The organism is Sphingobium sp. VMM, assembly GCF_056790315.1.
Genome location: NZ_JBXGSI010000002.1, coordinates 295119 through 315380, shown reverse-complemented (window position 1 = coordinate 315380; position 20262 = coordinate 295119). Strand labels below are relative to the sequence as shown.

The 20262-nt window shown below is 66.0% G+C and carries 15 protein-coding genes; 4 read left to right on the top strand and 11 right to left on the bottom strand.

Annotated features, from left to right (window positions below; all coding sequences use genetic code 11):
- Positions 1 to 2: 2 nt before the first annotated feature.
- A complete protein-coding gene (gene araD1, locus ACUCV3_RS03975; protein ID WP_048937455.1) occupies positions 3 to 995 on the bottom strand; it encodes an AraD1 family protein in 993 nt (330 codons plus the stop codon).
- A 231-nt stretch (positions 996 to 1226) separates the two neighbouring features.
- On the opposite strand from araD1, the gene ACUCV3_RS03970 reads away from it, so the two are divergent.
- Positions 1227 to 1994 (top strand): FadR/GntR family transcriptional regulator, encoded by a 768-nt coding sequence (locus ACUCV3_RS03970; protein ID WP_010338088.1) that lies wholly within the window; start codon positions 1227 to 1229, stop codon positions 1992 to 1994.
- 97 nt (positions 1995 to 2091) lie between these two features.
- On the opposite strand, the gene ACUCV3_RS03965 is transcribed toward ACUCV3_RS03970, so the two are convergent.
- Positions 2092 to 3396, bottom strand: a complete 1305-nt coding sequence (locus tag ACUCV3_RS03965) for a sugar MFS transporter (RefSeq protein ID WP_004208494.1) — start codon at positions 3394 to 3396, stop codon at positions 2092 to 2094.
- A gap of 125 nt (positions 3397 to 3521) precedes the next feature.
- Between ACUCV3_RS03965 and ACUCV3_RS03960 the strand changes: the two genes are divergently transcribed.
- Positions 3522 to 4670: an aldose epimerase family protein gene (locus ACUCV3_RS03960; RefSeq protein ID WP_048937403.1), complete on the top strand. Its 1149-nt coding sequence runs from the start codon at positions 3522 to 3524 to the stop codon at positions 4668 to 4670.
- 1 nt (position 4671) lies between these two features.
- Positions 4672 to 5532 (top strand): SMP-30/gluconolactonase/LRE family protein, encoded by an 861-nt coding sequence (locus tag ACUCV3_RS03955; protein ID WP_048937402.1) that lies wholly within the window; start codon positions 4672 to 4674, stop codon positions 5530 to 5532.
- A 253-nt stretch (positions 5533 to 5785) separates the two neighbouring features.
- Here ACUCV3_RS03955 and ACUCV3_RS03950 read toward each other — a convergent pair whose 3' ends face one another.
- The 5 genes from ACUCV3_RS03950 to ACUCV3_RS03930 form a co-directional block, all read right to left on the bottom strand.
- On the bottom strand, positions 5786 to 7186 hold the full coding sequence (locus ACUCV3_RS03950; protein ID WP_048937401.1) for a sensor histidine kinase: 1401 nt from the start codon (positions 7184 to 7186) through the stop codon (positions 5786 to 5788).
- Entirely contained in the window at positions 7179 to 7865 is a 687-nt protein-coding gene (locus ACUCV3_RS03945) for a winged helix-turn-helix domain-containing protein (protein WP_004208490.1), read from the bottom strand. Before ACUCV3_RS03945 ends, ACUCV3_RS03950 begins: the two co-directional genes overlap by 8 nt.
- A gap of 12 nt (positions 7866 to 7877) precedes the next feature.
- Positions 7878 to 8282 (bottom strand): PDZ domain-containing protein, encoded by a 405-nt coding sequence (locus ACUCV3_RS03940; protein WP_010338093.1) that lies wholly within the window; start codon positions 8280 to 8282, stop codon positions 7878 to 7880.
- Between the two features lie 64 nt (positions 8283 to 8346).
- Positions 8347 to 11676: a trifunctional glycoside hydrolase family 18/polysaccharide deacetylase/glycosyltransferase family 2 protein gene (locus ACUCV3_RS03935; RefSeq protein ID WP_482240388.1), complete on the bottom strand. Its 3330-nt coding sequence runs from the start codon at positions 11674 to 11676 to the stop codon at positions 8347 to 8349.
- A 104-nt stretch (positions 11677 to 11780) separates the two neighbouring features.
- Positions 11781 to 12032 carry a hypothetical protein gene (locus tag ACUCV3_RS03930; RefSeq protein ID WP_048937399.1) on the bottom strand — a complete coding sequence of 84 codons (252 nt, stop codon included), beginning with the start codon at positions 12030 to 12032 and terminating at the stop codon, positions 11781 to 11783.
- Between the two features lie 227 nt (positions 12033 to 12259).
- Here ACUCV3_RS03930 and ACUCV3_RS03925 point away from each other — a divergent pair, with 227 nt between their 5' ends.
- A complete protein-coding gene (locus tag ACUCV3_RS03925) occupies positions 12260 to 14158 on the top strand; it encodes a potassium transporter Kup (protein ID WP_048937398.1) in 1899 nt (632 codons plus the stop codon).
- 113 nt (positions 14159 to 14271) lie between these two features.
- Here the strand turns inward: ACUCV3_RS03925 and ACUCV3_RS03920 are convergent, their stop codons facing one another.
- From ACUCV3_RS03920 to kdpB, 4 genes are read right to left on the bottom strand one after another with little or no spacing between them, the layout of a single operon-like run.
- Positions 14272 to 14967, bottom strand: a complete 696-nt coding sequence (locus ACUCV3_RS03920) for a response regulator (RefSeq protein WP_004208485.1) — start codon at positions 14965 to 14967, stop codon at positions 14272 to 14274.
- Complete coding sequence (locus ACUCV3_RS03915; protein WP_048937397.1) at positions 14964 to 17624, bottom strand: sensor histidine kinase; 2661 nt, start codon at positions 17622 to 17624, stop codon at positions 14964 to 14966. Before ACUCV3_RS03915 ends, ACUCV3_RS03920 begins: the two co-directional genes overlap by 4 nt.
- Positions 17621 to 18211, bottom strand: a complete 591-nt coding sequence (gene kdpC, locus ACUCV3_RS03910; RefSeq protein WP_048937396.1) for a potassium-transporting ATPase subunit KdpC — start codon at positions 18209 to 18211, stop codon at positions 17621 to 17623. Before kdpC ends, ACUCV3_RS03915 begins: the two co-directional genes overlap by 4 nt.
- A 14-nt stretch (positions 18212 to 18225) precedes the next feature.
- On the bottom strand, positions 18226 to 20262 hold the full coding sequence (gene kdpB, locus ACUCV3_RS03905) for a potassium-transporting ATPase subunit KdpB (RefSeq protein WP_048937395.1): 2037 nt from the start codon (positions 20260 to 20262) through the stop codon (positions 18226 to 18228).

Sequence of the window (20262 nt, the reverse complement as noted above, 5' to 3'; positions counted from 1 at the left end):
CTTCAGAGCGCCTGTACGGTCACTTCGACAGGTTCGGCACGCTTGAGCGCATTGCGCACCGGCAGGGTGAACGGCGCGGCGATGATTTCGAACACATCACCTTCCTGCGTCTGCACGCCGTCGCTGAAGGACAGGGTGGCGGTGCCGAAGAAATGGACATGGACGTCGCCGGGGCGGCGGAACAGGTCATATTTGAAATGATGATGTTCCAGGTTGGCGAAGCTGTGCGACATATTGCCTTCGCCCGACAGGAACGGCTTTTCCCAGATGGTCTGGCCGTCGCGCAGGATGCGGCTGGTACCCTCGATATGTTCGGGCGGGGTGCCGACCAGCAGTTCCGGGCCAAGCGAAGCCTGGCGCAGCTTGGAGTGGGCGAGCCACAGATAATTGTGGCGCTCGGTCACATGGTCGCTGAACTCGTTGGCGAGCGCGAGGCCGAGGCGATAGGGCATGCCGTCGGGGCCGATGATGTAGATGCCGGCGATTTCCGGTTCCTCGCCGCCATCCTTGGCAAAGGCTGGCATGGTGAGCGGGTCGGTCGGGCCGACGAGCTGCGAGCCGTCACCCTTGTAGAACCATTCGGGCTGCTGGCCGGTCTGGCCAGCGGCGGGCTTGCCGCCCTCCAGCCCTTCCAGGAACATGCGCATCGAATCGGTCTGCTTTTCGACGGCGGCCGCTTCGCGGTGCATCTTGTCGCGACCCTCGGCCGAGCCGAGATGGGTGAGGCCGGTGCCGGTCAGCTGGATATGGGCGCCATCCTCATGGTCGATCGGGGCGAGCAGTTCGCCGGCCTCGAAAGCGACACCGATGTTGACAGCATCACCCTTGCCCGCGGCGGCGACCGCTTCGGCCAGGCTGATCTTGCGGTCGATGGCATGCAGCGCGAGCGCGCGGATGCTGTCGAAACCGGGAACGAAATGGGCGGTTTCACCTTCGGCCGCGATCACGGACCGGACGCCGTTTTCGGCGCGGTGCTGCAACAGACGCAATGTCATGAAAAACTCTCCTCCCGCGCGCCGATCCATGGCGCTGGTATTGGCTAGACAATCCCGCTTTGCGCCAAGCTGGCGCGCTGCCTGGAAAGGTCGGGCAATCAGCCGAATGGCGGCCGCCTTTTCCCTTTCCATCCCTTAATTACTCCGACATATTACAGGAAGATGGTAATGGCAATGATTGTCTTTTAAGAAGAGCCATGCCTGATGAGGGGCAGGCCGAGAGGAGCGTGAATGGAACAGGGGAAGCCGCCCGGAAATGGGGCAGGGGCGGACAATGGCGGAGGGGCGGCCAAGCCGACGCGCGGCCCCGGTCGCCGGCTGCATGGCGCGATCGCGCACAAGCTGGGCATGGCGATCTTGTCCGGCCAATATCAGCCCGGCGACACGCTGTCGGGCGAAGTCGCCTTTGCCGAGGAACTGGAAGTATCGCGCAGCGCCTATCGCGAGGCGATCCAGGTGCTGACCGCCAAGGGGCTGGTCGAAAGCCGGCCCAAGGCGGGCACCCGCGTGCTGCCGCGCAATCGCTGGAACCTGCTGGACCCTGAAGTGCTGGCCTGGGCCTTTGCCGGCGAACCCGACATCCAGTTCGTGCGCGACCTGTTCGAGCTGCGCGCCATCGTCGAGCCGGCAGCAGCGCGGCTGGCGGCGATGCGGCGCGACAAGGAGGATCTGCGCATCATGAAGGATGCGCTGACCGCGATGCGCCGCCATACGCTGGCGACCGAGGCAGGGCGCGCGGCCGACCGCGATTTCCACAATGCGATCCTGAACGCGACGCGCAATGATGCCTTGCTGACGCTGACTGCCAGCATCGGCGCGGCGGTCAACTGGACCACCCAGTTCAAGCAGCGCGCCCGCGCCCTGCCGCGCAACCCGATTCCCGACCATGTCCGCGTCTATGACGCGATCGCGGCGGGCGATCCGGTCGCGGCGGCCGAGGCGATGGGTGTGCTGGTCGACCTGGCGCTGGAGGATACGGCGAGCACGATGGGGCGCTGAGGGGAGGCGCCGTAGGCGCCTAGCAAAACAACCCAAACAGAAAAGGCCGGGGTGGCGATCCACCCCGGCCTTTTCTGTTTGGGTCCAAGCCTGACGTTTAGTGCAGTTCCGGCTCCGGCAGCGCCTGCGTCGTCTTCGATCCCCACAGGGCGTAGAAGAGGACATAGAGTTCGCAGGCGGCGGTCAGCAGGAAGCTGGTCTGCAGGCCATAATGGTCGGCCATCCAGCCCTGCACCACGACCAGTGCGCCACCGGCGATTGCCATCACCAGCAGGCCCGAACCTTCTTCGGTCAGCGGGCCGAGGCCCTTGATGCCGAGGGTGAAGATGGTCGGGAACATGATCGAGTGGAACAGGCCGACCAGGATCAGCGACCACATGGCGACCGGGCCGGTGGTGAAGACGGTGACCATCATCACGATGAAGGCACCGACCGAGAAGGCGGCGAGGACATGGCCCGCGTCGAACTTTTGCATGATCGCCGAACCGGCGAAGCGGCCGACCATCATGCCGCCCCACAGCAGCGACAGATAATTGCCGGCCTGCTCATGGGTCAGGTTGGCGATGGTCGGCTGGCTGACGAAATTGACGAACAGGTTGGCGACGCCGATTTCCGCGATCAGATAGATGAAGATCGCCGGGATGCCGAACACCAGGTTGCGGTGCGACCAGAGCGAATGCTTCTTGCGCTCTTCCTTGGCCAGGCGCGAGGTCGCGCTGCCCATGGCGGGCAGGGGGAAGCGGGCGATGACGAAGGCTAGCACCACCAGCACGATCGCGACCAGCACATAAGGCAGGATCACCGACTGGGCGTCGGCCAGGCGTTCGGCCTGGGTCAGGACGACTTCGCCCTGCGCCGTGCCGGCCTTCGACCGGCCGAGGATCAGATAGGCGCCGAACATCGGGGCCAGCATCGTGCCGGCCGAGTTCATCGCCTGCACCAGGTTGAGGCGCGACGAGGCGGTTTCCGGTTTGCCGACGACCGCGACATAGGGGTTGGCGGCGACCTGCAGCAGGGTGATGCCGCTAGCGATCACGAACAGCATGACCAGGGTCACGCCATAGGAGGGGATCGACGCGGCGACCGTCATGCCCAGCGCGCCGGCAGCCATGATCAGCAGGCCGATCACCAGCGACTTCTGATAGCCGACCCGCTCGATCAGCTTGGCCGAGGGAATCGAGGCGACGAAATAGGCGATGAACCAGACCGATTCGATCAAGGTCGTCTGGGTATAGCTCAGCTCGAACACGCTGCGCAGATGCGGCAGCAGCGTGTTGTTGATGACGGTGATGAAGCCCCACATGAAGAAGAGGCTGGCCAGCAGCGCGAGCGCGGGCCCATAACGCGTGCCGGGGTTATGCGTTGCGACCGGCGCAGCGCCTGAGGAAATCGGTCCTGCCATTCATCCTTCTCCAGTGCAGTTCCACTAGCTGACGAGACCGATCTAGGGTTGCGTCCGCTTATTTTGTCGGAGTATATCCCCCGTAACCGCCCGTCAATGGGCGTAGGTTTCACGAGAGGAAGTCCATGCGAAAGGTCGTCGATTTGAAAACAGCGCTGTCATACGCACTGGCCCTGTCGCTCGCAAGCGGCACGGCGATGGCGGCGGATGCCAGCCGTGCCCCGGCCGGCAAGCTGGCGGACGGCACCGCGATCGAGACGATCACGCTGAGCAACAGCCATGGCGTGTCGGCCAAGATCCTGAGCTATGGCGCGACGCTCCAGTCGCTGTCCGGCCCGGATAAGGACGGCAAGAGCGCCGATGTGCTGCTCGGCTATGACGATCTGGCCGGCTATGTCGACCATCCCAACTTTTTCGGCGTGACCGTAGGCCGCTATGCCAACCGCATCGCCGGCGGCAAGTTCAGCCTTGATGGCAAGGCCTATCAGCTGCCGCTCAACGACAAGGTCAATTCGCTGCATGGCGGCGGCAAGGGCTTCGACAAGCAGGTGTGGAAGGTCGTGTCGGTCAAGAGCGGCCCGGTCGCGACGCTGATACTGTCGCTGGTCAGCCCCGATGGCGATTCGGGCTATCCCGGCAAGCTGGACGTCACCGTCACCTACACGCTGGATGAGAGTGGCAATCTGGGCATTGCGTTCGACGCGAAGACCGACAAGCCGACCATCGTCAACATGACCAACCATGCGATCTTCGACCTGGGCGGCGAAGGCTCGACCGACGGCGCGCTGGGCCATGTGCTGACGATTCCGGCCAAGGCCTATACCCCGGTCGATGCCAACCTGATCCCGACCGGCGAACTGAAGCCGGTGGAAGGCGGCGTGTTCGACTTCCGCAATGGTCGCCGCGTTGCCGACGGCATTCGCGATGGCCATGATGCGCAGATCATCGCGGGCCGCGGCTATGACCATAATTTCGCGCTCGACAAGGGGCTGACCAAGATGCCGGGCCTGGCCGCGCGTCTGGAAGATCCGGCATCGGGCCGCGTCCTCGAAGTGCTGACCACCGAGCCGGGCGTACAATTCTATACCGGCAATTTCCTGGACGGCACCTTCATCGGCAAGAACAGCCATGTGTATCGCATGGGTGACGGCATCGCGCTGGAACCGCAGAAATTCCCCGACTCGCCCAATCAGCCGAGCTTCGTTTCGGCGCGGGTCGATCCGGGCAAGCCCTATCATCACCAGATGGTCTATCGCCTGTCGGTGAAGCGCTGACATGACCGCCTGGCGCAAGATCGAACGCGGCGATATCCGCGACACGCTGGGGGAGGGGACGCTCTGGTCCGCCCGTGAAAATGCCGTCTATTGGGTCGATATCCTCGCCCCGGCGCTCAACCGCCTGTCGCTCGACGATGGCCAGGTGTCGCGCTGGGCCATGCCCGAACCGCTTGGCTGGGTGGCCGAGCGGGCGCAGGGCGGCTTCATCGGTGGTTTCCAGAGCGGCTTTGCCAGCTTCACGCTGGACCCGCTGGCGATCACCCCGATCCATGATCCCGAACCGCATCTGCCCGGCAATCGCATGAACGATGGCAAGGCGGACAAGGATGGCCGCATCTGGTGCGGCACGATGGACATGGCCGAAGGGCAGGATGTCGGCGCGCTCTATCGCCTCGATCCCGATGGTTCGGTCACAGTGATGGACGATGGCTATCGCGTGCCCAACGGCCCGGCCTTCTCGGCCTGCGGCGAGTATCTCTATCATAGCGATACCGGCCGCCGGATCATGTATCGCTTCTGCCGCGGCCCGGACGGAACGATTCACGATCGCCAGCCCTTCATCACCTTCACCGAAGCCGATGGCCATCCCGATGGCATGACGGTGGATGCCGAAGGCTATTTGTGGGTGGCCCATTGGGGCGGTTCGCGGATCAGCCGCTTTTCGCCCGAGGGTAAGCTCGATCGGGCGATCGAACTGCCAGCCAAGCAAGTGACCAACATCACCTTCGCCGGTCCCGACCTCGACCGCATGTTCGTCAGCTCGGCCGCGATCGGCCTGCCCGAATCCGACTATGACGGCGCCTTTTTCGAGGTGGAATGCGGTGTGAAGGGCCTGCCGACCAATCTCTACGGCGGCTGATACAAGCCGACCGACAGAAAATAAGCCGCCGGCCTGCAAGGGCTTGGCGGCTTTTTTCATGTCCTGCGACGAGCCGTGGCAAATCGCTGTTGCAACCCCTGCGGCTACGCGCTAATGCGCAGGACAACGTTGTCACTCCCCTCTCCAAAAGGGTGGCAATGCTTCATCCCGGTCGATGGCCGGCGACTGCACGCGCTACGCTGTCGGCCGGGATGTGCCTTTCCCCTGAAATCGCTGGAAAATCGGGCGCTGCTCAGGCGGGGCGGCGCAGGCGCAATGTCGCGCGCAGGCCGGGTGCGGCATCGCCCAGCAGCAGTGCGCCATGATGCAGCCGTGCCACGGCCTCGACCAGCGACAGGCCCAGCCCCGATCCGGGCTTGGTGCGCGACGGGTCGAGTCGGCCGAAGCGTTTCATCGCCGCCTCATGCTGGTCGGCGGGAATGCCCGGCCCATTGTCGCTGACACTGATGCTGAGCGCGTCGCTATCCATCGCGGCTTCAAGCGCGATGCTGTCGCCGCCCTCGGCATATTTCAGCGCATTCTCGACCAGATTGGCGATCGCCTGGCTCACCAGTTCGCGGTGGAGCGGGAAGGCGAGGCCGGCGGGGGCGGCGACATGGAGGGTGAAGCCGCTATCCTCGATCAGCGGGCCATAGACTTCGGCCAGATCCTTCAGCAGTTCGGCGATGGGCGTGTCGCGCATCCGGTCGCTGCCGAAGCCTGCCTCGGTACGGCTGATGAGCAGGGCGGTCGAGAGCATCCCCTGAAGCGTCTGCGCCTCGCGATGGACCTTTTCCAGCGCGTCGAGCGCCTGGTCGTCGCGGGTCTGGGTGCTGGCCTGCTCGACCACCGAGAGCAGGCGGGTGACGGGGGATTTCAGATCATGGGCCAGGCCATCGGTCATCATCCGCAACTGGCTGACCAGCGCGTCGATGCGCTCCAGCATGGCGTTGATCGACAGGCCCAGCCGATCGAAGGCGTCGCCGCTGCCGTCAGTGGCGACCCGGCGATGGAAGGCGCCGACGGCGACCGCATTGGCGGTGTCGGCGATCGCGGAGATCTGGCGTGCCAGCACCCGGCCGAGCAGGATGGCGATGATGAGGGTGAGCAGCAGGCTCATCAGGAAGGCGATGGTCAGCGCCTCCTCATAGATGCGGGTCAGTTGCAGGCTGTGGGACGTGACGATGCCGGCGAGCAGGCGGCCGCCATCGGGCAGGCGGGATGTGCTGACGCCGATCGGCTCGGGCTGTTCGCCGCCGATGCGATACAGCTCGATCGTGCGCCAGGGGGTATTGTCGGGAATTGTCGTCGGCCAGGCGCCCAGATTGCCGGCGACGATCCGGCCCTGCGCATCGGTCAGCAACAGCACGATGCGTTCGCTGCGCACGGTGGGCAGGCGCCGTTCGATATCCTGCCGCAGCCCGGCCGCGCCGCGCTCCCGCGCGACCCGCAGCAATTCGTCGCGCAGGTCATGGACGGCATCGCGGTCGGCGGCGACGACGGTGCGCTGGCTCGCCTGCTGCACGAACAACAGCACGCCGCCGGTCACCAGGAACTGGCAGAGGAAGGCGAGCCCGACGAAACGGCCGATGGTCGACCGGGCAAAGCCGCGCCAGCCGGTCGCAGCCCCGGCCCGCGCCTCCACCTCAGCCATCGAGGCCCAGGCGATAGCCCATGCCACGCACCGTATGCAGCAGCGGCCGGTCCGATACGTCGTCCAGCTTGCGGCGCAGGCGGCTGATATGCACGTCGATCACATTGGTGCCGGGGTCGAAATGATAGTCCCACACGCCTTCCAGCAACATGGTGCGGGTGACGACCTGGTCGGGGTGGCGCAGGAAGAATTCGAGCAGGCGAAATTCGCGCGGTTGCAGGTCGATCGCCTTGCCGGCGCGCTTCACCCGGCGGGCGAGCAGGTCCATGTCGAGATCGTCATAGCGCAGGCTGGTGACGACCGCGGCATTGCCGCCGGCCTTGCGCAGCAGCAACTGCACCCGCGCGAGCAGTTCGGCAAAGGCGAAGGGCTTGGTCAGATAATCGTCGGAGCCGCTGGTGAGCCCCTCGACCCGGTCCTCGGGCGTCCCGAGCGCGGAAAGGAAGATGACCGGGGTTTCGATGCTGGCGGCACGCAGCGCCTTCAGCATCGCCATGCCGTCCATCGCCGGCATCATCCGGTCTAGGATGATCGCGCCATAGCTGCCGTCGCTGGCGAGGAACAGGCCGTCACGGCCATTATCCGCCTGATCGACGGTAAAGCCCGCCTCGGTCATGCCCTTGACGATATAGGCGGCGGTGGCGGCATCATCCTCCACCACCAGAATCTTGTGGCTCATGCGCGCGGCCCCCTAATCTGGCGAACGGTCGAGCGCCACCATGCGGACGGCATCCTGATGCCGCAAGCCCAATATGAGATGGGCGTTGCCATGCTGGCTGAGATAGGCATTGGCCTGGTCCAGCGAGGCGATCGGCGTGCCGTCGATACGGATGAGGTCGTCGCCCACGGCGATGCCGGCGCGGGCTGCCGGGCCGCTCGATTCCATGCTGGTGACGACAAGGCCGGTGCCGGCCGGCTCGGCATTTTCCAGCGTCAGCCCCGGCAGCAATTGGGCGCTGGCGCCCGACACGCTGCCATGATCCTCCGCATCGCGGCGGACGTGCAGGAAGAAGGCGCCGCTCATCAACGCCGCACACAGCGCCAGGCCGATCAGCAGGCGGCTGGTTGCGGTCTTGTCTATGCGCGGGGCCTCCATGTTCCTGGCCATGTCCTGAGCTGTGTTTGCGGGTAGAATGGGCGAGGCGGGGTTACGTGTCATGTTACACTTTGTTCATGCCTGGGGCCGCCGCAGCCGGCGTGACCGAGACGCGACCCGACCGCTCCAGCTTGCCCCATCCCACGACCCAGCCGCCAATGGCCGATGCGATCGCGCGCACCACCACCCAATACATGATCTGACGATAGACGAAGCGCTGGGCAACCAGCAGATGGGCGGGGTAGCGCACCTTGTTGCCGTCGAGCCGATAGGCCATCCAGCCGCAGGCAATATCGATGCCGGTGAACACCAGCCAGTAGAGCGCCATGGTCGCGACGTCGCCGCTGGTCTGGGCCCAGCCATGCTGCTGCACGCGCAGGATCGTCCCGGCGATCGACAGCAGCAGCGCCAGATCGATCAGCGGCGAGATGGCGGCAAAGACGATCTGGAACAGCCAGGCCTGCGGCATACCGACCAGCGCGAGGCCGGTCGGCTTGCGGCTGCGCAGGATGGCGGCATGTTTCCACAGGCATTGCAGCGTGCCGAAGGCCCAGCGATAGCGCTGCTTCGACGATGCCCTGAAGCTTTCAGGCGCCTCGGTCCAGGCGACCGCCTCGGGATCGAAGGTGACGCGCCAGCCGGCGCGCTGGATCGCGATGGTCAGATCCTGATCCTCGGCCAGCGTGTCTTCGGGATAGCCGCCGACCGCATCCAGCGCCGTCCGGCGCCAGGCACCGACGGCGCCGGGCACCACGGTCATGGCGTCGAAGCCGGCGAGCGCGCGCCGCTCCAGATTCTGCGCGGTGATATATTCCAGCGCCTGCCAGCGGGTGACGAGATTGACCCGGTTGCCGACACGGGCGTCACCGGCCACCGCGCCGATCGCCGGATCGGCGAACCAGCGCGCCAGCCGCGCGATCGTGAGCGGCTCGAACTGGGTGTCGGCGTCGAGCGCGATCAATATCTCGCCGGTGGCATCCTTGAGGGCGCGGTTAAGCGCCGCCGCCTTGCCGCCATTCTGCAAGGTCAGCAGGGTGACGCGCGGATCGTCGGCAAAGGCGCGGGTGACGATGGCGCTGGTCTCGTCCTTCGACCCGTCGTCGGCGACGATCAGCTGCAATGCGGGATAGTCGCTGGCCAGCACACGGCGCACCGATGCCTCGATCACCCGCGCCTCATTATAGGCAGGGATGATGACCGAGACGGTCGGCTGATAGACCAGCGGGGCCGGGCGATCACGCCGGGTCTGGAACCAGGCGAGGAAGGTCATCAGCAGCGCGCGGGCGATGCCGAGCGAGATGGCGACATAGAAGATCCAGCCGAGCAGGGCCGAGATGACGGCCAAGGTGATGAACATGCCGACATCGACGCGCACGGCGGTCAGGTCGCCGGCACGGACCGGCGGCATTGCTGCTTCGCGCGACAGGCCGGCAAGGCGCGACACCGGTACGAAGCGATAGCCTTCCTTCTGCAAGGTGGTGATGATCTGCGGCAGGGCGGCGACCGTCTGTGAGCGTTCGCCGCCACCGTCGTGCAGCAGGATGATATTCCCGGACCGTTCGGCATCGGCGGCATGGACCTGATCGATCACCTGGCGGACGATCGTATCGGTGCCGGGCCGCTGCCAGTCATTGGGATCGACGTGCAGGCCGACGACGGTATAGCCCGCCTTCTGCGCGGCCAGTGCCGGACCCAGTTCGTCCGCCGTGGTCGGTTCGGCGTCGCCGAAATAGGGGGCGCGGAACAGCTTCATGCTGCGCCCGGTATAGGCCTGGACCAGCCGCTGGGTGGCGTTGAGTTCGAGGCGCGTGCTCTCGTCCGACCAGGTGGCGAGATTGGGATGGCTGTAGCTATGGTTGCCGATCTCGTCGCCGTCGGCGACGATCCGCTGCAACAGGCCGGGATGCTCCAGCGCATTTTCGCCGATGACGAAGAAGGTACCGGGCACATGATGCTGTTCCAGCACCGCCAGGATCTTGGGCGTCCAGGTCGCGTCCGGGCCGTCGTCAAAGGTCAGCGCCAGCATCTTGGGTTGGGCGCCGCCGGTCCGCCGCACCTGATAGGGGGTGGGCAGGACATGATAGGTTTCGCGCAGGATCGTCCCCTGCGGGCCAAAGGCGATCGAGCGGCTGCCGTCGGTCGGCGTGGCGGTGATGCGCAATATCTCGCCCGATCCCTCGACATCGGTGTCGAGCTTGCTCGCGACCTGGCGCAGGTCGGGCCGGCTGCCGTTGCGGAAGGCGGTGAGATCGGACCAGATGCCCGGATCCTCGCTGCCCAGCCGCCACAGCGCTACGCCCTGGATGCCCAGACGGCGCAGCGCCTGCAGCTCGTTCCAGCTGGCGGCGGCGTCGAGCATCCAGACCTGATGGCGATGGCCGTCATCATCATAGGCGAAGCCGGCATTGCCGCTGGCGGGGTCGAAGCTGACCGGGGCGTCGCTGTCATGGGCGGCGAGCCAGGCTTCGTCGAGCGACAGGGCATCGGCGCCACCATCATGCCAGTCATAGCCATAGCTGCCGAGCGCGACGATGATGCGATCGCGGCCGACGCGGCGGCTGGCATCCTCGACCGCGCGGGCGAACCAGTCCTGCGCCGCGATCGGGCCGGGCGTGCCGCCCTGCCAGTGCTGGTCATAGGCCATGAAGATGACATGGTCGGCGATCTGGCCGAGGCGGGCGAGCGGCCATTCCTCGCCGGCGGGGGCGGTCACCGCCAGCTTGGCGCGGGCGGGCAGGTCGCTGCGCAACTGACGCAGGAAATGGAGATAGGCGGGCAGCGCGCCGGACGGCAGCGATTCAAAGTCCATCACCAGCCCGGCATCATGATGCGCCGCGACCGAGGCGGCGAGCCGCTGGGCGAGCTGGCGGCTGGCGGCCGGATTGGCGAGCAGGCGGGCGGTGCCGGCGCCGTTCCAGCCATGGGCGTCGAGATTTTGGACCATCGGCAGCAGCTTGGGCGGTCGGCCCATGCTGGCGATCATCTGGTCCAGGCGCGGGTCGGCATGGAATCGGGGCGCGGGATCGCTGCCCGGCACGGTCACAAGGGCGGGCACGACCCAGTCGAGCTGGCCGACATGACGGCGCAGCGAGGCGATGCTGCTTTCGTCATCGGGGACATAGAAGCCGACATTGAGCGGACGGGCCTGTGCGACATGGCCGGGCCAGCGCGGCAGCCATTTGGACAGGTCATGGCGCAGCCGCGACATGCCGGTCAGATGCGCGGCGCGTGGCTGGGGCAAAGGCAGCGCCAGATCGCCTTCCGACGGGACGGCGATCAGCGTCGTCGCAAAGGCAATGGTGGCGGCGATGATGGCGCACAGCAGGGCGGCGAGGGCGCGCCGCGCCCAGATGCCGCGCCGGCCGGTGGGATCGAAGAAAATGGGTCTGGTCATGGCCTGTGGTCCGCGCGTCGCTACTCCTCTGCGACGATGACGCGGCAATAGGCCGGCCCGGCTTCCCGCCGGATGATCCCATCATGAAATCTTGGTCATGAACCTTATCGCGCGGTCCAGCGATCAGCGAGGCGCACCGGCTTCCACAGGTCGGGGCCCATCAACAGCAGCGCCATCCCGCCGCTGGCACAAAGAAAGGCCAGCGCGGCGAGCGACAATTGGCCGATGGTGACCGCTGGATGGCCATGGGCGAGCGCAGCCAGGGCGCGCCCTTCGGGCCAGAGCGTGGCCAGCAAGGCTAGGCCGAGCAGGCGCAGGCCGATCTTCAGGGTCCAGCGGGGACGCCAATCTTGCATCGCATGCCGCCTCCGTTGCGGCGGCATCGCAATTAAGCGGACGGGCATAGGGATGCGAGACAGGGAACCGGCAGATTGCGTAGGGATTTCATAGCATTTGAGGCGCATACGGGCCGTCCGGGCCGGAATCATATACGAATCCTATGCCGGGGAGGGCAGACCCCTATGGTTTTCAAATGGCCTTTCATGGCATGGCGGCCCGATAGAAAGACGAAGGGCACGCATAGATGACTGAACAGGGGGATCCGGCCGCAGGCCAGGATCGCACGCCGCATGGCCGACCGGCTGCGCTTGCGCTCGGTGCGCTGGGCGTGGTGTTCGGCGACATCGGCACCTCGCCGCTCTATGCGCTCAAGGAAAGCTTCGTCGGCCATCACCCGCTGACGGTCGATCCGCTGCATATCTATGGCGTCCTCTCGCTGATCTTCTGGACGATGACGCTGATCGTCACCGTCAAATATGTGTTCATCGTCATGCGCGCCGATAATGATGGCGAAGGCGGCAGCATGGCGCTGCTGGCACTGATCGGCCGGCGGCTGGGCGAGACCCGCTGGACCCCGGCGATCGCGATGCTGGGGGTGCTGGCGACCGCGCTCTTTTATGGCGACGCGATCATTACGCCGGCCATTTCGGTGCTCTCGGCGGTCGAGGGCCTGACCATCGTGCAGGCGAGCCTGGCAGATATGGTGCTGCCGATCGCGATCCTGATCCTGATCGCACTATTCCTGATCCAGCGCTTCGGCACGGCGATGGTCGGCATGGCCTTTGGCCCGATCATGGCGATCTATTTCATCACGCTCGCCGCGCTCGGCATCGCCAATATCGTGCAGCACCCCGAAATCATCGGCATCGTCAATCCGCTCTGGGCGATCCGCTTCTTCGCGATCGACCCCAGGCTCGCCTTCCTGGCGCTCGGCTCGGTCGTGCTGGCGGTGACCGGGGCGGAGGCGCTCTATGCCGATATGGGCCATTTCGGGCGCAAGGCGATCAGCATCGCCTGGCTCTATGCCGCCTTCCCCTGCCTGATGCTCAACTATCTGGGGCAGGGGGCGCTGCTGCTCGACAATCCGGCGGCGGCACAGAATCCCTTCTTCCTGATGGCGCCGGACTGGGCGCGTCTGCCGCTGGTGATCCTGGCCACCATGGCGACGATCATCGCCAGCCAGGCGGTGATCTCGGGCGCATTCTCGGTTACGCAGCAGGCGGTGCAGCTGGGCTTCCTGCCGCGCCTGCGCATCCTGCACACCAGCGCTTCGGCGGCGGGGCAAATCTATGTGCCGCTGATCAACTGGCTGCTGCTGATCTTCGTCATCCTGCTGGTGCTGGGCTTTGGCAACAGCAGCAATTTGGCGGCCGCCTATGGCATCGCAGTGACCGGCACGATGGTCATCACCGCCTGCATGCTGGGCGTGCTGACCTTCAGCGTATGGCGCTGGCCACTGCCGGCGGCGGCGGGCGTCACCGGCCTGTTCCTGATCATCGACGGCGCCTATTTCGCGTCGAACGTGACCAAGATCCCCGATGGCGGATGGTTCCCGCTGCTGGTCGCGGCGGTGGTCTTCACCGTGCTGACCACCTGGGCGACCGGGCGGCGGATCATGCGCCATTATCTGCGCGAAGGGGCGATGGAGCTGGACCTGTTCGTGCGATCGACGCTGGCTTCGCTCAAACGCGTGCCGGGGACGGCGATCTTCCTCTCCTCCACCACCGACGGCGTGCCGCCGGCGCTGCTGCACAATGTGAAGCATAACAAGGTGCTGCACGAACGGGTCATCATCCTGACCGTGCGCACCCAGGGCGTGCCGCATCTGCCGTTGCAGGGGCGCACGACGGTGGAGGATCATGGATCGGGTTTCTACCGGCTGATCCTGCGCCATGGCTTCATGGAGGATGTGGATATTCCGGCGGCGATGAAGTCGGTCCATGACTGTGGCGGGCCGATCAGCGTCAAGGACACCAGCTATTTCCTCAGCCGCCAGACGCTGATTCCGTCGGAACGGCCGGGCATGGCGATGTGGCGCGAAAAGCTGTTCGCCTGGATGATCCGCAATGCCGAAAGCCCGATGGCCTTCTTCAACCTGCCGACCAACCGCGTGGTCGAGCTGGGGTCGCAGATCGAGATCTAAGGCTTTCCTCGTTGCCGTCATCCTGACGAAAGTCAGGATCCATTCGGCGCTATGGCTGTGAGGAAGCTTTGAATGGATCCCGGATCAAGTCCGGGATGACGTTCGGAGAGAAGTCAGTCTGCGCCCTGTTTCAGGCGGTAGCCGATCCCCAGTTCGTTGCTGATGATCTGGGGGCGTTGCGGGTCAGCCTCCAGCTTCTGACGCAGGCCGCGCACCAGCACGCGCAGATATTCGACATGATGGGCATGTTCGTTGGGCCAGACATGGTCCATGATCTGCTTGTGGGTGATGACCCGGCCGGGAAAGCGCGCCAGCTGCTCCAGCACGCCATATTCCTTGGGCGTCAGATGCACCTCGACCCCGCCCTTCGTGACGATATGGGCGACTAGGTCGATCGTCAGGTCGCCGGCCGTCACCTTGGTCGATCCGCCGTCGCGCGTCATCCGGTTGCGCAGCGCCACCCGCACGCGGGCAAGCAGTTCGTCGGTATCGAACGGCTTGGTCAGATAATCGTCGGCGCCCAGGTCCAGCGCGGCGACCTTCTCATCGGTGGCGTCACGCGCCGACACGATGATCAGCGTCGTGTCGCTTTCCTTCTTGATGATCGGCACCAGCTCCAGCCCGTCGCGATCGGGCAGGCCCAGGTCCAGCAGGGTGATGTCGGGCCGCTCGCTGCGCAGCTTGTCCAGTGCTTCGCGCGCGGTCTGCGCCTCGATCGTGGCATAATCGGCGCGGGCGAGGGCGGCCTGGATCAGCCGGCGGATCTGCGGTTCGTCGTCGACGATCAGCAGGCTGTGGCGCGGCTTCATGCGATGTCCTTTTCCATGATGTCGGTGAGGATGAGGGATTGGGGAATATGCAGGGTGAAACAGGCGCCGGGCGGGTCGGCAACGGTGCGCGCCGATACGGTAAGGCCCATCGCCTCGGCAAAGGCCTTGACGATGGCGAGGCCCAGGCCGGTACCGGTCTTCGACCGGTCAGATCCTTCCAGCCGGGTGAAGGTGTCGAACACCCGCGCTTCCATGCCGGCCGGAATGCCCGGCCCCTGGTCGATCACCGACAGGCTGATGGCGTCGGGTTCGCGCAGGCTGCGCACGGTCACCGGCGTGCCGGGATCGCCATAGCGGCCGGCATTGTCGAGCAGGTTGATGAGGATATGGTGCAGCAGCACCGGATCGACCCGGACCAGCGGGATGTCGGGCGGGATCTGCACGTCGAGCTGGCGATCGGCCAGCGCGCTGCGGCTGTCATGGGCGGCGCTGGCGACCGCATCGAACAGGTCGGTCGCCTCCGCCCGCATCGGCAATGCGCCGGCCTCCACCCGCGCCATGTCAAGCAGATTGGCGACGAAGCGGGACAGGCGCTGGGCCTCGCCATCCAGCGTATCGATCAGCTCGGGCGAGGGATGGGTGCGCAGCTCGCGCGTGGCCGAAATGATGGTGGTGAGCGGCGTGCGCAGATCATGGCTGACCGAGGAGAGCAGGGCGGAGCGCAACCGGTCGCGCTCGCGAATCTGCCCGGCTTCGAGCATCGCCTCCTCCAGCGCCATGCGGTCGAGCGCGATCGCGGCCTGGTCGATCAGGCTCATCAGCAGCGGGAACTGATCGGATCGGACCGGTTCGCCGGCATCCTCGCGCGCGAGGCCGATCACGGCCAGCACTGCGTCCTTGGCGGTCACGGGCAGGAACAGCCAGTCCGACGCGGTGAGGGTGGAGGAGCCGCGCCCGGCCGGCTCGCCATGCTCCATCGCCCAGCGGGCGGCGGCGCGCTCGATCTCGTCCAGCCGGTCCTCGGGCGGATAGGCAGCGCGCAATTGCGGCCCTTCATCCGACGGGATCATCAGCACGGTGCGCACGTCGAACAGCCGGGCGATCTCGGCGCAGATGGCGTGGCGGATTTCCTCCAGGCTGGGCGAGGCGGTGAGTTGGCGCGAGAAGCCGGCCAGCGTCGCATTCTGCCGGGCGCTGGACTGGGCAAGGACCGACTGGGCGTGCATCCGCGCGGCAAACTGACTGGTGACCACCGCCACCCCCAGGAAGACGAGGATGGAGATGACATTTTCCGGATTGCTGACGGTCAGCGTGCCCGTGGGCGGCAGGAAGAAGAAATTATAGGCAAGGCTGGACGCCAGGCCGGTGGCAAGACCCGTGCGCAGGCCATGACTGGCCGCCGCGAACATCACCGGCACCAGATAGAGAAGGGCGATATTGCCGAGGTCGATCACCTCCAGCATCAGCCGGCCGAGCAGGGTCATGCCGATCACTGCCAGCATCGACCAGACATAGCCGATCGGATCGCCCCAATGGCCGCTGCTGGCGGTGCGGGGGCGCGGCGCGCTTTCCTCGCCGGGCATGACATGGACGGCGACCGGGCCGATGTCGCGCACCAGCCGGTCAACCACCGACCCATGGCGCAGCTCGAACCACCAGCTGCGTGCCGACTTGCCGATCACGATCTGGGTGGCGCGCGCGTCGGCGGCGAAACTGCGCAGCCCGTCGGCGACGCTGGGGGCGGGGATGGAGGCGGTCTCGGCGCCGAGACGGGAGGCAAGGGCAAGCGTATCGGCCAGACGCTGCCGGTCCTCGTCCGACAACTGCGGCCCACGCGGGGTTTCGATATGGATGGCGGTCCAGGGGGCGCGCAGCGCATCGGCCAGCCGCTTGGCGGAACGGACCAGGCCGGCGGCGCTCGGCTGTTCGCTCACCGCCACGATCACCCGCTCGCCGGCGGCGAAGCTGCCCGCCAGCGCATGGGCGCGGACATAGTCGAGCATCTGGGCATCGACCGCCTGGGCGGCGCGGCGCAGCGCCAGTTCGCGCAGGGCGGTCAGGTTCGACTTGGAAAAGAAATGGTTGAGGGCGCGGCTGGCTTCCTGCGGGATATAGACCTTGCCGTCCTTCAGCCGCTCGATCAGCTCGTCGGGCGGAATGTCCACCACTTCGATCTCGGCATGTTCCAGGATCGAATCGGGCACCGTCTCACGCACGCGGACGCGGGTGAAGGAGGCGACGACGTCGTTGAGGCTCTCGACATGCTGGATGTTGATCGTCGAATAGACGTCGATGCCGGCGGCCAGCAATTCCTCGACATCCTGATAGCGTTTGGGGTGGCGACTGCCCGGCGCATTGCTGTGTGCCAGTTCGTCGACCAGCGCCAGCTGCGGATGGCGCGCCAGGATCGCGTCGATGTCCATCTCGCCCAGGCTGTGGCCCTGATGGTCGACGGTGCGGCGGGGGATGATCTCATGGCCATGGACCAGCGCTTCGGTCTCGCGCCGGCCATGGGTCTCCACCACGCCGACGACGACATCGACGCCTGCCTCGCGCCGCTGCCGTCCTTCGGTCAGCATCTCCCATGTCTTGCCCACCCCCGGTGCGGCGCCGAGAAAGACCTTCAGGCGGCCACGGCCTTCCTGCGCGGCTGCGCGCAGGAAGGCTTCTGGATCAGGGCGATGCTGTTCGTTCACTTGGTCCGTTTAGCGTCAATTGCATCCAGCCGTCGATTGAGATCGAACAGATTGACGCGGGGTTCGCCGATGAAGCCCAGCAGGGGCTGCTCGACGCTCTGTTCTACCAGGCTGCGGACGCGCGCCGCATCGATCCCGCGCGCGGCGGCGACGCGATCGACCTGATAAAAAGCTGCCTCGGGGCTGATATGGGGGTCAAGCCCCGAGGCAGAGGTGGTCACCAGATCGGACGGAACAAAACGACCAGGTGTAGCAGCTTGAAGAGTCTCGACGTCGGTCTTGACGCGGTCGGCCAGCGCCTGGCTGGTCGGACCATAGTTGGAGCCGGAGGAGGCAAGGCCGTCATAGCCCTTGCCCGCCGCCGACGGACGGCTGTGGAAATAGATGTCCGAGGTGAAGGCCTGACCAATGATGGTCGAACCGACGACCTTGCCCTGATCCTCGACCAGGCTGCCATTGGTCTGGGACGGGAACACCGCCTGGCCGATGCCGGTCAGCGCCAGTGGATAGGCAATGCCCAGCAGCAGGGCGAAGAGCAAAGTCATGGTCAGGGCCGGACGCAGGGCGGATTTGAAATCGATAAACATGGGTTTGTCCTTCCTCAGGCGAGGCCGAGGCCGTTGACGGCAAGGTCGATCAGCTTGATCCCGGCGAACGGCGCGATCAGGCCACCCAGGCCATAGATTGCGAGGTTGCGGGCCAGCAGCGGACCGGCGCCGATCGGGCGATAGGTCACGCCCTTGAGCGCCAGCGGCACCAGACAGGGAATGATCAGCGCGTTGAAAATGATCGCCGACAGGATCGCGCTTTCCGGCGTGGCCAGCCCCATGACGTTGAGGATGCCAAGGCCCGGATAGAGCGCGACGAACATGGCCGGGATGATCGCGAAATATTTGGCCACGTCATTGGCGACCGAGAAGGTCGTGAGCGCGCCGCGCGTCATCAGCAACTGCTTGCCCAGGCCCACCACCTCGATCAGCTTGGTCGGATCGCTGTCCAGGTCGACCATGTTGCCGGCTTCGCGGGCGGCCTGGGTGCCGGTGTTCATGGCGACGCCGACATCGGCCTGCGCCAGGGCAGGGGCGTCGTTGGTGCCGTCGCCGCACATCGCGACCAGGCGGCCGCCCTGCTGTTCCTTGCGGATCAGGGCCAGCTTGTCCTCCGGCGTTGCCTGCGCCAGGAAGTCGTCGACCCCGGCCTCGGCCGCGATGCTGGCGGCGGTCAGCGGGTTGTCGCCGGTGATCATCACCGTGCGGATGCCCATCTGGCGCAGTTCACCGAACCGTTCCCGGATGCCCGCCTTGACGATATCCTTGAGGAAGATCGCGCCCAGCAGCTTGCCGTCCTTGGCCACCGCCAGCGGGGTGCCGCCGGCACGGGCGATCTCGTCGGTGATGCGGCGCAGTTCGTTGGCGACCGGGGTGGAACCCAGGCCCGGATTGGCCTTCAGCACCGAATCCACTGCCCCCTTCTGGATCGTCGATCCATCAATGGTGACGCCGGAAATCCGGGTCTGTGCGGTGAAGGGAATGATCTCCGCATTGGCGGGCAGGGCATCTACCGACTGGTTGAAGCCTTCGCGGGCCAGCAGCACGATCGAACGGCCCTCGGGCGTCTCGTCGGCCAGGCTGGCGAGCAGCGCGGCTTGTGCGAGCTGGGCCGGGGTGGCACCGCCGACCGGACGGAATTCGGTCGCCTGACGATCACCCACGGTGATGGTGCCGGTCTTGTCCAGCAGCAGCACGTCGATGTCGCCTGCCGCCTCGACCGCGCGGCCCGACTTGGCGAGCACGTTGAAGCGCACCAGACGGTCCATGCCGGCAATGCCGATCGCCGACAGAAGGGCGGCGATGGTGGTCGGGATCAGGGTGATCAGCAGGGCCGCCAGGATCGCCACCGGAATGGCGCCGCCGGCATAGCTGGCGAAGCTGGGGATGGTGCCGACCGCGATCAGGAAGATGATGGTCAGGCCCACCAGCAACAGGGTGAGGGCGATCTCGTTCGGCGTCTTCTGCCGCTCGGCACCCTCGACCAGCGCGATCATGCGATCGAGAAAGCCCTGGCCGGGATTGACGGTGACGCGGACGCGGATCTCGTCGGAAATGACGCGGGTGCCCGCCGTCACGGCCGAACGGTCGCCGCCCGCCTCGCGGATCACCGGCGCGGATTCGCCGGTGATGGCCGCTTCGTTGACGGAGGCGACGCCGGAGACGACCTCGCCGTCGGACGGGATCAGGTCGCCGGTCTGGACCAGCACCACGTCGCCCAGCTTCAGCGCGCTGGCGGCGACATTTTCATAGCTTTCGCCATGGCCCTTCAGCCGCTTGGCGGTCAGGTCCGCCTTGGTCGCGCGCAGCGAGGCGGCCTGCGCCTTGCCACGGCCTTCGGCCAGCGCCTCGGCAAAGGTGCCGAAGAGGACCGTGAGCCAGAGCCAGATCACCAACTGCAGCTTGAAGCCGACGGCCAGGCTGTCCTGCCCGACAAGGAGCAGGACGGTCAGCAGGACCGCGACGATCGCGGTGGTGAACATCACCGGGTTGCGGATCAGTTCCTTGGGATTGAGTTTGCGGAAGGCGTCTCGACAAGCCGGGACGATCAGGTCCGCCGTGAAGAGCGATTTTTGTTCGGACCGAGCCAT